General features: G+C 29.5%; 13 protein-coding genes, 4 tRNA genes and 1 other RNA gene. 3 read left to right on the forward strand and 15 right to left on the reverse strand.

What is annotated here, in order from left to right; translation table 11 throughout:
• Positions 1–382: 382 nt before the first annotated feature.
• From B2S02_RS00110 to B2S02_RS00145, 8 genes are all read right to left on the reverse strand, one after another.
• Positions 383–2,077 carry a M3 family oligoendopeptidase gene (locus B2S02_RS00110; RefSeq protein WP_346849256.1) on the reverse strand — a complete coding sequence of 565 codons (1,695 nt, stop codon included), beginning with the start codon at positions 2,075–2,077 and terminating at the stop codon, positions 383–385.
• A gap of 171 nt (positions 2,078–2,248) precedes the next feature.
• Positions 2,249–2,509, reverse strand: a complete 261-nt coding sequence (locus tag B2S02_RS00115; RefSeq protein WP_346849257.1) for a pro-sigmaK processing inhibitor BofA family protein — start codon at positions 2,507–2,509, stop codon at positions 2,249–2,251.
• A gap of 106 nt (positions 2,510–2,615) precedes the next feature.
• Entirely contained in the window at positions 2,616–2,897 is a 282-nt protein-coding gene (locus B2S02_RS00120) for a DUF2508 family protein (protein ID WP_346849258.1), read from the reverse strand.
• A 219-nt stretch (positions 2,898–3,116) separates the two neighbouring features.
• On the reverse strand, positions 3,117–3,713 hold the full coding sequence (recR, locus tag B2S02_RS00125) for a recombination mediator RecR (RefSeq protein ID WP_150843613.1): 597 nt from the start codon (positions 3,711–3,713) through the stop codon (positions 3,117–3,119).
• 14 nt (positions 3,714–3,727) lie between these two features.
• Complete coding sequence (locus B2S02_RS00130; protein WP_150843612.1) at positions 3,728–4,066, reverse strand: YbaB/EbfC family nucleoid-associated protein; 339 nt, start codon at positions 4,064–4,066, stop codon at positions 3,728–3,730.
• A 90-nt stretch (positions 4,067–4,156) separates the two neighbouring features.
• Positions 4,157–5,791: a DNA polymerase III subunit gamma/tau gene (gene dnaX, locus B2S02_RS00135; RefSeq protein WP_346890659.1), complete on the reverse strand. Its 1,635-nt coding sequence runs from the start codon at positions 5,789–5,791 to the stop codon at positions 4,157–4,159.
• A 282-nt stretch (positions 5,792–6,073) separates the two neighbouring features.
• An RNA gene (ffs, locus tag B2S02_RS00140) (signal recognition particle sRNA large type) lies at positions 6,074–6,339 on the reverse strand.
• A gap of 2 nt (positions 6,340–6,341) precedes the next feature.
• A tRNA-Ser gene (locus B2S02_RS00145) sits at positions 6,342–6,431 on the reverse strand.
• A 173-nt stretch (positions 6,432–6,604) separates the two neighbouring features.
• On the opposite strand from B2S02_RS00145, the gene B2S02_RS00150 reads away from it, so the two are divergent.
• Positions 6,605–7,300 carry a TIGR00266 family protein gene (locus tag B2S02_RS00150; RefSeq protein WP_422653204.1) on the forward strand — a complete coding sequence of 232 codons (696 nt, stop codon included), beginning with the start codon at positions 6,605–6,607 and terminating at the stop codon, positions 7,298–7,300.
• An 85-nt stretch (positions 7,301–7,385) separates the two neighbouring features.
• Here the strand turns inward: B2S02_RS00150 and lgt are convergent, their stop codons facing one another.
• The 4 genes from lgt to B2S02_RS00170 form a co-directional block, all read right to left on the reverse strand.
• Complete coding sequence (lgt, locus tag B2S02_RS00155; RefSeq protein ID WP_346849261.1) at positions 7,386–8,162, reverse strand: prolipoprotein diacylglyceryl transferase; 777 nt, start codon at positions 8,160–8,162, stop codon at positions 7,386–7,388.
• 49 nt (positions 8,163–8,211) lie between these two features.
• A complete protein-coding gene (locus B2S02_RS00160; RefSeq protein ID WP_346920096.1) occupies positions 8,212–8,436 on the reverse strand; it encodes a (2Fe-2S)-binding protein in 225 nt (74 codons plus the stop codon).
• 2 nt (positions 8,437–8,438) lie between these two features.
• Positions 8,439–8,891 carry a tRNA adenosine(34) deaminase TadA gene (gene tadA / locus B2S02_RS00165; protein ID WP_035134639.1) on the reverse strand — a complete coding sequence of 151 codons (453 nt, stop codon included), beginning with the start codon at positions 8,889–8,891 and terminating at the stop codon, positions 8,439–8,441.
• A 59-nt stretch (positions 8,892–8,950) separates the two neighbouring features.
• A tRNA-Arg gene (locus B2S02_RS00170) sits at positions 8,951–9,027 on the reverse strand.
• 297 nt (positions 9,028–9,324) lie between these two features.
• Here B2S02_RS00170 and B2S02_RS00175 point away from each other — a divergent pair.
• Both B2S02_RS00175 and B2S02_RS00180 read left to right on the forward strand, forming a co-directional pair.
• Positions 9,325–10,713 carry a pyruvate carboxylase subunit B gene (locus B2S02_RS00175; RefSeq protein ID WP_346849262.1) on the forward strand — a complete coding sequence of 463 codons (1,389 nt, stop codon included), beginning with the start codon at positions 9,325–9,327 and terminating at the stop codon, positions 10,711–10,713.
• A gap of 127 nt (positions 10,714–10,840) precedes the next feature.
• Entirely contained in the window at positions 10,841–11,728 is an 888-nt protein-coding gene (locus B2S02_RS00180; protein ID WP_346890658.1) for a phosphatidylserine decarboxylase, read from the forward strand.
• A 16-nt stretch (positions 11,729–11,744) separates the two neighbouring features.
• On the opposite strand, the gene B2S02_RS00185 is transcribed toward B2S02_RS00180, so the two are convergent.
• From B2S02_RS00185 to B2S02_RS00195, 3 genes are all read right to left on the reverse strand, one after another.
• Positions 11,745–14,033: a methyl-accepting chemotaxis protein gene (locus B2S02_RS00185; RefSeq protein ID WP_346890657.1), complete on the reverse strand. Its 2,289-nt coding sequence runs from the start codon at positions 14,031–14,033 to the stop codon at positions 11,745–11,747.
• Between the two features lie 272 nt (positions 14,034–14,305).
• A tRNA-Arg gene (locus B2S02_RS00190) sits at positions 14,306–14,380 on the reverse strand.
• Positions 14,381–14,516: 136 nt separating this feature from the next.
• A tRNA-Ser gene (locus tag B2S02_RS00195) sits at positions 14,517–14,607 on the reverse strand.
• Positions 14,608–14,642 lie beyond the last annotated feature (35 nt).

Genomic DNA, 14,642 nt, shown 5'->3' on the forward strand with positions numbered 1-14,642 from the left:
ATCCTAATATTGATACACTAGGTAAAGTATTAGTTTATATTCTATTATTTTTACTATTTATTTAAAATATAGTATATCAATTTGAATTTTTATTATAGGTAAGCACACAACAACATCATTATTACTGCTGCTTATTATAATGTATTTAGTCTTATTATCAAAATACTAATTCCCTTGAAACCCGCATGAATAAAACAACTATTTAACTAGTTAACTATATAAAAGGTAACCTATATAAATATTTATATATTTTCTTCTATAAAACCTTGCTATATATTGACTACTGTAATTTTCTTTTTAGAAATATACCTATCTATCAAATACATTATCATAAAAAAATGATGTAGTGATTGTGTTCATCACTACATCATTTAACTTACTATTAAAGATTTTTATCATCTATACTTCCTAAGTATTTATCTATCTCACCAGTTACTGAGCTTACGCATCCTTCTTCAAATGGTGAAATTAAATTAGCATGTTTAACTAGATTTACAAATGACATTGTACCTCCAACATTACATAATCTTAAATAATCTTCCCATGCTTGTTCATGATTATCTTGATCTTTTTTCCAAAATTGAAGAGCACATATTTGAGCTAGTGTATAATCTATATAATAAAATGGACTATTAAATATGTGTGCCTGTTGGAACCACCATCCACCTCTTTCTAAGAAATCACATTCTTCATAATTTTTATGAGGTAGATATTTTTTCTCAATATTTCTCCATGCCTTTTTCCTTTCATCTGGCGTAGCATCTGGATTCTCATATACAAAGTGCTGGAATTCATCTACTGTTACACCATAAGGAATAAATTTAATAGCATCTCCTAAATGAGAGTATTTATATTTAGCTTCTTCATCTTCAAAGAAAAGTTTCATCCATGGCCAAGTGAAAAATTCCATGCTCATTGAGTGAATCTCACAACTCTCATAAGTTGGGAAGTTACATTCTGGAATAGAAATCCATCTACTTCTATAACATTGGAATGCATGACCAGCTTCATGAGTTAATACATCTACATCTCCTGAAGTACCATTAAAATTTGAAAATATAAACGGTGATTGATAGTTTGGTATATAAGTACAGTATCCGCCACCTTGCTTGCCCTTTTTAGTAACTAAATCCATTAAGTCATTTTCTATCATGAAATCAAAAAATTCTTTAGTTTCAGCTGAAAGTTCAGAATACATGTTTTTACCATTATTAACTATCCATTCCGGATTTCCTTTAGGTTTAGCATTTCCAGTTAAAAATTCAAACTTTTCATCATAATATTTAAGTTGATCTAACTCTAACCTTTCTACTTGTCTTTTATATAGTTTATTTGCTATCGGTACTATATAATCTTTTACTTGATCTCTAAATTTACTTACCATTTCTGAATTGTAGTCAGTTCTTAACATTCTCACATATCCAAGTTCTACAAAGTTTTTAAATCCAAGCTTATGTGCTATAGTAGTTCTAACCTTAACCATCTCATCATATAATCTATCTATTTCTGTTTCATTATCTGTAAAGAACTTATACTTAGCTTCACTAGCACGTCTTCTCATATCTCTATCTTCTGACAATATAAATGGAGTTAATCCAGATAAGTTTCTTTCTTCACCTTCAAACATAATTTTAGCTGAAGCTATAAGTTTACTATATTCTGATGATAGTTTATTTTCTAATTGTAAATCCTTTATTACTTCTTTAGAAAATGATTTTATATTATATTCTGCTATACTAAAGAATTGTTTTCCAAATTCTTTTTCTAATTCTAATCTGAATTTACTATTTACAATAACTTTATAAAATTCTGAGTTTATTTCGTTATATAGAGGATCATATTCATCCCAATATTCTCTTTCTTTACTATAAAACTCATCCTCAGTATTTATACTATATCTTATGTTAGCTATAGTACCTAAAGTAACTATTTCATTTCTAATTTCATTAATTTCATTAATAAGCTCTTTAACTTCGATTATGTTGTTACTCTCATTTGTTTTATCTATTAGACCCATTAATTTTTCTTTTATTTTTTCATAATCTGGTCTTTCATATTTAAATTCATTAAATCCCATACATACACCCCCATTTGATAAATAAATTCTACCATTTTAAAAATATTCTGTAAATACATTTTTTGTTTTTTTAAAATTTACATATTAATTCCCCCTATTATATCCATCAGTTTAAAAAAGGAGCGTAGCTACTAACTTATTAAAAAGTTATTTTACCACACTCCCTTTTCCCTATCTAAGATAATTCAATATTATTAAGAATAACACCCCTGGTATACCAAGTATTCCAGCTATAAGTGCTGTTATTGCATTAATAGGTATTACTAGTCCAAAGTTTCCACCTACTAAATTTATTAACCACAATAATATACCCCCAGCTATTCCATTAACAATTAAGTTTAATAGAACCTTTAGTGGCCATGCAAATATTTTACCAATTATAAATATTGCAACTATAGCTATTATAAAAAATATAATGTTTGGCATTTTCATCCCCCTTATAATTAAAATTGTTTTAGTAATCATTAAAATAAAATCTTATGCTTAATTCTTAAATAATTTTATCTATTAATAAATTTATTAGTTATTTTACTTTATATTACCACTTATTGCAATAATTTAATTCTTCTATCATACAATCAACACTCACTGTTATTCCACTTTTCTTTGCTTGGTTTAGAAAATATACATATTTAGCTTTAGCTTCATCTTCTTTATATATAGATATATCTATTAAACTTTTATCACTAACATTATCGAAGCAACTTCTAGCAACTTCAATTTCCGCTATTGAGTCCTGTATTCCTTTGATTATTTCACGCTGCTCAGGTGTATAAATATTTTTAGCTAGTATAGTCTCTATTATTTTATCTCTGTTCATAATAATACCTCCATTATATATACTTAAATATATTTTTGACATATAATGGATGAGATATACTTGTTATTTGAATTGTATGTTATATAAACAGAGTTATTTGTTTCAGGGGAAGTTTTACTCCCATTTTGAAGAGGATGAAGTATTAGAGCTGGTAGTCATGACATAAAAAAGACTTGTGAAAATATATCAGTTATTCTCACAAGTCTCCTGTATAAATAATTATATTTCTTTTCTACCTTCTAGGGCTTTAGATAAAGTAACTTCATCTGCATATTCTAAATCTCCACCTACTGGAATTCCATGAGCTATTCTTGTAACTTTAACTCCAAAAGGTTTTAATATTTTTGATATATACATGGCAGTTGCTTCACCTTCTATGTTAGGATTTGTTGCAACGATGATTTCCTTTAAATCATTATTTACCCTAGTTATCAATTCTTTTAACTTTATGTCATCTGGTCCTCTACCTTGCATTGGAGATATTGTGCCATGAAGTACATGATATACCCCATTAAATTCTCTGACTTTTTCAATGGTCATTATATCTTTAGGTTGCTCAATTACACATATTGTACTTTTATCTCTGTTAGGATTTGAGCATATAGCACATGGATCGCTATCAGTAAAATTTCCACATATTGAACAATACTTTATTGTACCTCTTGCCTTCACTAATGCATTAGCAAATTCTTCAACCTCATCTTTAGGAAGATTTAAAACATGCAATGTAAGTCTTTGAGCAGTTTTACTCCCTATCCCCGGTAGCTTTCCAAATTCCTCAATTAGTTTTTCTATAGCTATAGGATAAAAATCCAAATTAGTCACCTCTATTAAAACATTCCCGGTATATTAAGTCCACCAGTTAGTTTTCCCATAGATGAATTAGTTTCTTCTTCTGCTTTCTTCAAAGCTTCATTTACAGCTGTTAAAACTAAATCTTGTAACATTTCTACATCATCTGGATCAACTACTTCTGGTTTGATTATTATATCTTTTAATTCTTTTTTACCAGATACTCTTACTGTTACAGCTCCACCACCAACAGATGCTTCAAACTCTTTAGTTTCTAAATCTTTCTGAGCTTCCTCCATTTGTTTTTGTAGTTTTTGTGCTTGCTTCATTAAGTTATTCATATTTCCACCCATTCCTGGAAATCCGCCTTTTGCCATTGTAATACCTCCTAAAAATTATATTTCATTATAACTAGTATATAATATTATATTATAATGTAACCATCAATTTATTAAAACCTTTAAATTTTATTCATCACATATTTCCACTAATGCCTCAGGAAATATATCTGATAGTATTTTTTCTTTATTAACTTCCCTATTTATATTATCATTTTCTATTTCATAAGTAACATGAACCTTCTCATCTAATACCTCTGAGAATATATCATTTATAATCTTTCTATATTCTTCTCTTTCAAGTCTTTGTTTATGAAAATTATATTCCTTTGTAAAGCCGACGGTAATAACTCCATTCTTGAATTTCTGAACTTTTCCCATCATTAACGCTGTAGCTATTACCATATTATTTTTTTGCTTAAGGATATTTTGAATATCTTTAAAAGACTTTCTAATAATTTCAACATTTAGCTTACTTTCTCCTGCTGCAATTGGTAATTCTATATTTTCATTATTAAGCTCTACTGGTTTGCTTGTTTCAACTTTATTTATACTTGGATTTATTTCTGGTCTTATTTCCTTTACTTCTTTTATTGCACTTTGTACTGTAATATTCCCTGATGCAATTTTATCCTCTAATCTATTCAGTCTAGCTAATATAGTTTCCATGGAGGTATCATATTTTATCTTACACATTTTTATTATTGCTAGTTCTAAATATATTCTAGCCTGCTTTGTACCCTTAGAGCTATCTTCGGCTTCTTGAAGTATACTTATACACCTCATGATTTCCTCTACTCTAATTCTAGTGCTTTGATTTTTTATACTTTCTATGTTTTCAATAGACATATCCAATACATCTTCTAAATTATTACTTACATTTATCATTAATAGATTTCTCATATGAGTAATCAAATCTCTAATTAGTAAGTTAATATCTTTTCCATCCAATATTAATTTATTTACTACTCTTATACATCCCTCTGTATCTCGATTTATAACATTATCTACTATAGTCACCATGCTGTCATTAGTAGTTATTCCTAACATATCTACTAAATCCTCATATCTAACTATATTGTTTATTGATATAGCTTGATCTAATATGGATAAAGCATCTCTCATTGCTCCATCACACATTCTAGATAATAACCTTAAGCTACCTTCTTCAATGTTTACTGATAATGAATCAGTTATTTGTTTTAACCTTAAAAATATATTTTCACTACTTATTCTCTTAAAATCAAACCGTTGACATCTTGATAATATTGTTATAGGAAGCTTTTGAGGATCAGTAGTTGCTAATATAAAAATTACTCTACTTGGTGGTTCTTCTAATGTCTTAAGAAATGCATTAACTGCACCAATAGATAGCATATGAACCTCATCTATGATAAACACCTTATACTTAGCTTCTTGTGGTGGATATTGAACATCATCTATAATATCCCTTATATTATCAACACTATTGTGAGATGCTGCATCTAGCTCTGTTACATCTATAGCTGTGCCTTGGTTTATACTTTTACACATCTCACATTCATTACATGGTTCACCTTCTATAGGGTTTAAACAATTTATTGCCTTTGCAAGTATTTTTGCTGTTGAAGTTTTACCCGTTCCTCTAGTTCCGCATAGTAAGTATGCATGAGCTATCCTATCGCTTTTTATGGCATTTTTAAGCGTTGTAGTTATATGCTGCTGTCCAACTACGTCGCTAAATAATTTAGGTCTCCACTCTCTATAAAGTGCTTTATATCCCATGTATCCTCACTCCTTACATTAAAATTTCTAAATAAATATATATCTACACTACTTCTTAATTATTTATTCTACTCAAAAATAATTCTTATCTTATCTATTATAATACTTCTCATAGTTATATTCTATATTCTTTACTAACTTATATTAAGTAATCAATTATATATATCTAGTTTTTCTAAAATATTTCAATATAAACTAACTCATTTAATTTATATTTCAAATTAATTATTTAAAAAAGGATAAAAAAAAAGATGTCTTTAACATCTTAAATAAAAAATAAAGTCGTACACCTTGCTTCGATAATCAGTTTATATGCGTTACCTATACAGTTAACTCAAACCAGGTTAATCCACGGCACATGGAAGGTCTCACTTATCGCTGCTTCCTTCCAGACCTGACGAGGTTCATGAGTTTCCATTGCGTGGGACCCAGTTATCAACGCCACTTATATAGGCCAGACCATACAAATTGATACCTCAGCAAGGAATTCAATCCTGCTGTAGCGGATTGCAGGTTACAGGGCACCGCTAACTCCCCATCTAGTACGACATGGCGGAGAGAAGGGGATTTGAACCCCTGATAGAGTTGCCCCTATACACGCTTTCCAGGCGTGCTCCTTCGACCACTCGGACATCTCTCCATATCGTGTATTCATTATTATACTATTTAAAATCATTACTTTCAAGTAAAACTTATTTAAAAATATATTCCAATTGTAGTATAATCTCATTAGGATTAACAAAGTTTTCAATCTAAATTAATAATATATATATACTTATCATAAAATAATATGAATGGAGGTAGTTGTTTATGATTAATTATGAAATTAAAGGTGGTTCCATGCCAGTAGCTATCTGTTACCTAAATAGTGGAGATAAAATTGTCTCTGAATCAGGAGCTATGGGTTGGATGAGTGACAATATAATTATGGACTCTAACATGAAAGGTGGCCTATTTAAAAGTATAGGAAGATCTCTATCAGGCGAAAGCTTATTTTTAAATACCTTTACTTGCTCAGGAAATGTAGGAAAAATAGCATTCCCCTGTTCTGTGCCAGGTAGAATAATGGCTAAAGAGCTCCAATCTAATGAATCTATAATTTGTCAAAAAGGTGCTTTCATGGCAGCTGAAGATTCTGTAAGTCTTAATATTCATTTTAAAAAAAGATTTTCTAGCGGCTTATTTGGTGGCGAGGGTTTTATCCTTCAAAGAATAACCGGTCCTGGAACAGTTCTTTTAGAATTTGATGGTCATGTTGAAGAGCTTAACTTAAATCCTGGAGAAAGAATAAAAGTAGATACCGGCCATGTAGCTGCTTTTGAACCAAGTGTAAATTTTGATATTGAAATGGTTAAGGGACTAAAAAACATATTCTTTGGTGGTGAAGGCTTATTTTTAACAACACTAACAGGCCCCGGAAAAGTATACCTTCAAACTATGCCTCTTCAAAATTTAGCAGGTAAATTGTCTTTTTATCTTAATACCGGTAGCACTAATTTAAGAGATTAAATATCTTTATAGTGCCAAATAAAAATAACCTTTTAGATAATCAATATTTACAAAAAATATCTTATTATCTAAAAGGTTTAATTTTTTAAATATGTGTAATTGTACTATTCTTCCTTCTGTATATTATTATAAGCCCTACAATCCATATAAGTACTCCTATAATACTTACAATTTGAGCTGTTCTAAGCCCAAACATCATTAAGCTGTCTGTTCTAAGTCCTTCTATAAAAAATCTTCCTATAGAATATAGTCCTATATAAGTTAAAAATACAACTCCATTCTTTTTAACCTTGTGTAACATATAGAATAGTATAAAGAACACTACTAAATTCCAAATTGATTCATATAAAAATGTAGGATGATAGTAAGTTCCATTTATATTCATACCACTTTGTATGAACTCCGGAAACTTACTTATAAAAGCTTCTGTTACAGGTCCACCATGTGCCTCTTGATTAAAGAAATTCCCCCATCTTCCAATGGCTTGGGCTAATATAATACATGGTGCTGTCATATCTAGTGCGGATGAAAGCTTTATACTTTTTCTCTTTGTACATATATATACAACTATTACTGCTGCAATTAGTCCTCCATGAATAGCAAGGCCACCTTGTCTAATATTAAATATATCCATCAAATTATCCTTATAATATCCAAACTCGAATAATACATAATAAAGTCTTGCACCAATTATGGAAATTGGAAATGCAATTAAGAATATAGTTAATACATCATCATAATTTATCCCTTTTAATTTACAGGTATATTGACTTAATAAAAGCGCTAACATGGTACCTGAGCATATTACAATTCCGTACCACATAACATCTAATCCAAATATACTTATGGCTACTGGATTCATCTATTCCCCTCCTTAATCCTTTTTATATTATTATAATCTATATAATTAATTATTTGTATTCTTTTAGTAATTCTTCTATAGTATGTTTACATCTCATTCCCTTACAACTTCCTGTTCCAGCCCCTGTTGCCTTTTTTACGTCTTCAAAAGATTTAGCTCCATCAGCTATTGCCTTCTTTATAGCTGCTCTAGATACTACTTTACAGATACAAACTTTAGTATGTTTATCTAGTACAGCCTGTCTTAATGCCTCCTGTTTTGCTTGTTCTTCCATCTTTACAGTTTCTCCTTTCTCTTTTCTTTGAAAAACTCTTGTAGTAAATTACTACATTCTTCATTATAGAGCCACTTAATATTAACCCAATGATTTAAATTTCCACTTTGAGTAATATTAAATACTGAGCCACATCCACCAGCTCTGGGGTCAAAAGTTCCAATATATAACCTTTTTATTCTGCTTTGAACAATAGCACCAGCACACATAGGACATGGTTCTAATGTAACATACATATCACATTCATTAAGTCTCCAATCTCCTATAGCTTCTGATGCTTTTTTTATTGCAATAATTTCTGCATGGTTAGTAGGATCATTGGTATTTTCCTTTATATTATGACCTGTAGCTATTATTTTATTGTTTTTTACTATTATTGCTCCCACCGGAACTTCATTTTTACTCTTTGCAATTTTAGCTTCAATAATTGCTTGTTGTAAAAAATAATTATCCATAACTTACTCCTCTTTATTATATATAAAAAAAACTTAGTAAAGCAAGCCTTACTAAGTTTTGGTGCGCACGAGAGGAGTCGAACCTCCGGCCTTCCCCTTAGGAGGGGGATGCTCTATCCTGCTGAGCTACGGGCGCATATTACCTAATCTTTATTATAATAATATATTTATTCTTCGTCAATAGATTAATATCTATATTTTACTATGAACCTATTCTCTTAATGTTAATTAATCAACCTATATAAATTATTAAAAAATAATATATCTATAGAATTTATTATTTTCATGATTATATGCACATAATATAAAAAATCTTTTAACTTTATATATTTGTCAGAAAAATAAATGATTTATTGCAGATTTTTATTTGAATCTATGTTAAAATACTAATATATTGTGATTTTGCAACAAAAAATTCAGAGGTGATTTTATAATGAAGAAGATTAACATAACCGAAACAGTTCTAAGAGATGCAAATCAATCTCTTATTGCAACAAGACTTCCTTTTGAAGATTTTGCACCTATTCTTAAAGATTTAGATGATGCAGGATATTATTCATTAGAGTGTTGGGGTGGAGCAACCTTTGACTCTTGCTTAAGATATTTAAATGAGGATCCATGGGAGAGATTAAAGAACATAAAGAAAATAGTTACTAAAACCCCTCTTCAAATGTTATTGCGAGGACAAAATATTTTAGGATATAAACACTATCCAGATGACGTAGTTAGAGAATTTATTAAAATGTCTGTTTATCACGGTATGGATATAATAAGAATCTTTGATGCATTAAATGACTTTGCTAATATAGAAGTTGCTATGAATGAAACTATAAAGCAAGGTGCTCATGCACAAGGAACTATAGTTTATACTGTAAGTCCAATTCATGATGTTAAAAACTATACTAAACTGGCAAAACAACTTGAAAATATGGGGGCAAACTCTATTTGTATAAAGGACATGGCTGGCCTTATAATGCCTTCTATAGCATATGACATAGTTAAGAGTATAAAGGAAACTGTTAAAATTCCAGTATTTTTACACTCTCACAGCACAAATGGTATTGCTGAAATGGCTTACTTTAAAGCTGCAGAAGCTGGTGTAGATGGAATTGACTGTTCAATTTCTTCATTCTCTAGTGGTACTGCTCAACCTCCAACAGAATCTATGCATCATGCACTAGAAACTGCTGGATTTGAAACAGGTCTTAATATAGGTACCTTAACTCAAATTAATAATTTCTTTAAACCAGTTAGATCAAAAGTTTTAGAAGATGGATTACTAGATCCAAAGGTATTAACTCCTCAGCCTGAAGGACTTACAAACCAAATACCTGGAGGAATGTTATCTAATATGATTTCTCAACTTAAAGCTCAAAATTCTATTGATAAGCTTGATGCAGTTCTTGCAGAAGTTCCTAAAGTAAGAGAAGACTTAGGATTCCCTCCACTTGTTACTCCAATGAGTCAAATGGTTGGAACTCAAGCTACAGTTAATGTATTAACTGGTGAAAGATATAAAATGGTTCTTAAAGAGGTTAAAGCTTATTGTAGAGGAGAATATGGTAAGGCTCCTGGGGAAATAAATGAAGCAGTTCTTAAAAAAGCTCTTGGAAATGATACTCCTATTGAAGGAAGATATGCTGATACTTTAGAACCAGCATTCCAAAAGACAAAAGAAGAACTGAAAAATATAACAACTAGCGAAGAAGATATTCTTTCTTACTTAGCCTTCCCACAAATAGCCGAAGAGTTCTTTAAAAAGAGAAGTGAAAAGCCATCTAATGATGATATGAGGAAACTAACTAATAGTGAAGTAATATAAAACTTATTTAAATATCTCCAATTAAGATACATTATTATATCTTAATTGGAGATATCTTTATATACCTAATATATTTTCTGTTATAATATCATTATGTTAAATTTAAGATAAATCTGGAGTTGATATTATGATAAAATACTATGATAGAAAAAATAAGACCTATTGTGAAGAAAATGTAGCTGGTGGAGATATACTTAATTTTATGTACAGTAACCCAGTTGCTAAAACTTTTATACCCAAAATTGCAAGTGGAAAATTCTTAAGTAAGCTCTATGGAATGGGCTGCGATAGTAAGTTTAGTAAAAAATATATACACCCCTTTATAGATAGATTCAACATAAATATAGATGAATATGAAAAAAATATAGATGAATATAGCTCCTTTAATGACTTTTTTTATAGAAAACTTTCAAAATACAGTCGTAATATCTGTAAAGATGATGAATCATTTATCTCTCCCTGCGATGGTAAGCTATTAGCTATAGAAAAAATTGATGAGAATTCTAGCTTTACAGTTAAAGGATTTAAATATACCCTTAATGAGTTATTGCAAAATGAAGAATTAAGTAAGAATTATTCTAATGGTACTTGTTTAATATTTAGATTATGCCCAACTGATTATCACAGATTTCACTTTATTGATTCCGGAACTTGTTCTAAATCCACATTTATAAAGGGTAAATATTACTCAGTTAACCCCGTAGCTCTTGAAAATATAAGTAAGGTTTTTTCAGAAAATAAAAGAGAGTATAGTATTCTAAAAAGTGATAATTTTGATGATGTTATCTACATAGAAGTAGGTGCTACCTTTGTTGGTTCTATTATTCAAACCTACTCCTCATCATCCAAAATTAACCGTGGAGATGAAAAAGGGTATTTTAAGTTTGGTGGCTCAACAGTTATAATTATACTAAAGGAACATATATTAAAATTAGATGAAGATATATGTTATCAAAGCAATTTAGGAGTAGAAACCTCTGTATATATGGGAGAAAAAATAGGAGTAAGAATTTAAATTCTTACTCCTATTTTTATAATCTAAACTTAAGTGTAGTATTATTTAATTTATCTGCATTTTCCTTGTTTTCTATAGCAGTACTTTTTATACTCTCAATATTTCCTACTATATCCATAGTTTTAGATGATATAGATGATACTCCCATAGCTCCCTCTGTAACAGTTACTGATACTTCATCTATGGCAGTAACAATTCCTTCTATAGCTTGATTTAGTACTGCAGCTTCACTGCTAAACTCATTCATAAAGTTGTTGAATTGATCTGCATCTTTTTCGTATAAAGCTCCTTGCTCTATATTTTTATCATAATCATTAATTACTTGTTGTTCTATGAAATTGCTCATGCGCCCAGCACTAAGAGCCAATTCTTCTACAGATTTATTTACTATTTTAACTATTCTTTGTATATCTGCTGCTGTTTTACCAGACTCTTCAGCTAACTTTCTAACTTCATCTGCAACTACAGAGAACCCTCTTCCTGCTTCTCCTGCACGAGCAGCTTCTATTGCAGCATTTAAAGCTAATAAATTAGTTTGTTGAGTTATCTTAAGTATAGAATCAGCTAACTTATCAATCTGCTTAACTTCCTTAGAACTTGTTATAGCAACTTCCAACTCACTTTTTACACTATTATAAATATCATTGGATTTTTCTTTAGAGTCTATAGCACTAGCTTTTATGCCCTGAGCTCTCTTAAGAATATCCTTAGTTATTTCATATCCTTCTAATGCTTCACTAGCTATATTCTGTACACTCTTAATCATTTCAGTAGAAGATGCAGCAATTTCTTGAGAAGTTGCTGATGTTTCTTCTATACCAGATGATACACTTTCAGTTTCAAATAATGTTTCATCTGCTTTAATTTTTAATGACTCTGTAGATTCTTCTACTATATTAGCGTTATTAGTTAATACTTCAGTAGTTGCTGCAATATCTCCAACAACTTCCCTTAACACTTCCCTCATATTTATAATAGATCTATATATAAGACCTATTTCATCCTTAGACTTAATTATAGCTAAATTATCATTAGTTAAATCTAACTTAGCTGTTTTATTAACCAAAGCGGCAACAGTAACTATAGGATTTATAATTACATTTGCCATTACCATTATTATAATAGAACCTATAATAACTATAGCTAATGCTACTAATGCTATTTGTTTAACCATTGCTATTACCGGTTTTCTTATTTCATTACTATTAGCATCTATAACCATAGTCCAATTTGTCCTAGGTACTAATCCAAAAGATGACATTACTTTATTGCCATTTATCCTATATTCTACTGATCCAACTTCTACATTACTTCCCTTCATAGCCTTATCTACTATATCCTTTATTTCAGGTATATCTATTGTTTGCCCAATTTTTTCTTTGTTTGGATGATATATTATATTTCCTTTTTCATCAATTAGATATGCATAACTATTTTCTATCTGTCCAATTTTTATATCTTCAATATAAGTAGAAAAACTCTCAGCATAAACATGTAATGCTATATATCCTACACATTTACTATAGTTATCTTCATCTAATACAGGATACGTAAATACTAAAACTCCTTTATCACCAGCAACGGATTTAATTGTATTACTTATCCACTTACCCCCACTAGAACTAGTACTGTGATAAGAATTATCAACTTCATTAGCTCCAACTAAGGATTCTTCACTATCAGCTACTATATCACCTTCTGGGCTAACTAATGATATTCTGTCTACATGTTTATTACCAGATATATATGACTTAAAGCCTTCATTTATATTTTTAACATCTTCTTTACTATTTTTTTTCTGAGCATAATTTAATAAGATATTAAGATTATCCTTAGAATTTGATAGAGCAAAAGCCTCATTAGTAACTTTATCCATCATAACAGATATGGTTTGTATAGATGATGTAGTTATACCCTCCATATTTTCTGTACTCTGACTTGAAATCGTCTTTGAAGAGTTTATGTACATAATTGTACTAGTTATTATCATTGATACTATTGTAAGACCTATCATACTAATTAATATTTTTCTTTTAACACTAGTTCCTTCAACCTGTAATTTTCCTTCTTTATAAACCTTAGCTGTAGATTTTATACTATTTATATTGTTACTTATATCATTAATTTTATCCTTATCTATTTTGTTACTATTTCTAATTTTTTTACTAATGGAGTTTTTATGTCTAATTGTAATTTTGCTAAATGCATTCTTAATACTTTTGCTTATATTTTGAGATGTACTTTTTAAATTAAATGAACTATGTTTCCTTTTTTTTAAAGTCTTATCAGACTTTCTTTTAATCATAAATATACCCCCATATATTAATAATTTATATAGTAATTATCGTGCGTAAAAATCTATACTAAATACACATTATACATATTATGTAACTAACATTAAATATATTTATCTATAATCAAATTAGTTGAATTATATAATAATTTACATACATAAACTCGTTATATAATTATTATATATGGATTTTCCTACATTTGAAGTCGAAATTTATCATATCCCTCTTATATATTTATATAAAAATAAAAAAGCCATTGCAAATTAACTGCAATGACTAAATATGGCAGGGTGTGTAGGAATCGAACCCGCAATATACGGTCCGTAGCCGTATGTTATATCCATTTAACTAACACCCCAAAAGGTTATTTAAATAACTATTATATAATAACATAGAATCCTCATGATTTCAATAATTATTTTTTGATTTTATTACACCTTATTGAGTCGAAAAAATAAATCGAATTCTTAAGAATCCGATTTTTAAATATATCTTGGCGGAGAAAGAGGGATTTGAACCCTCGCGACGGTTGCCCGACCTACGCCCTTAGCAGGGGCGCCTCTTCAGCCACTTGAGTATTTCTCCAAAAAATAAAAAAATGGCGGAGAGATAGGGATTCG

The sequence above is a fragment of the Clostridium sp. UBA7339 genome (genome assembly GCF_002470865.1).
Classification (GTDB): domain Bacteria; phylum Bacillota; class Clostridia; order Clostridiales; family Clostridiaceae; genus Clostridium_J; species Clostridium_J sulfidigenes.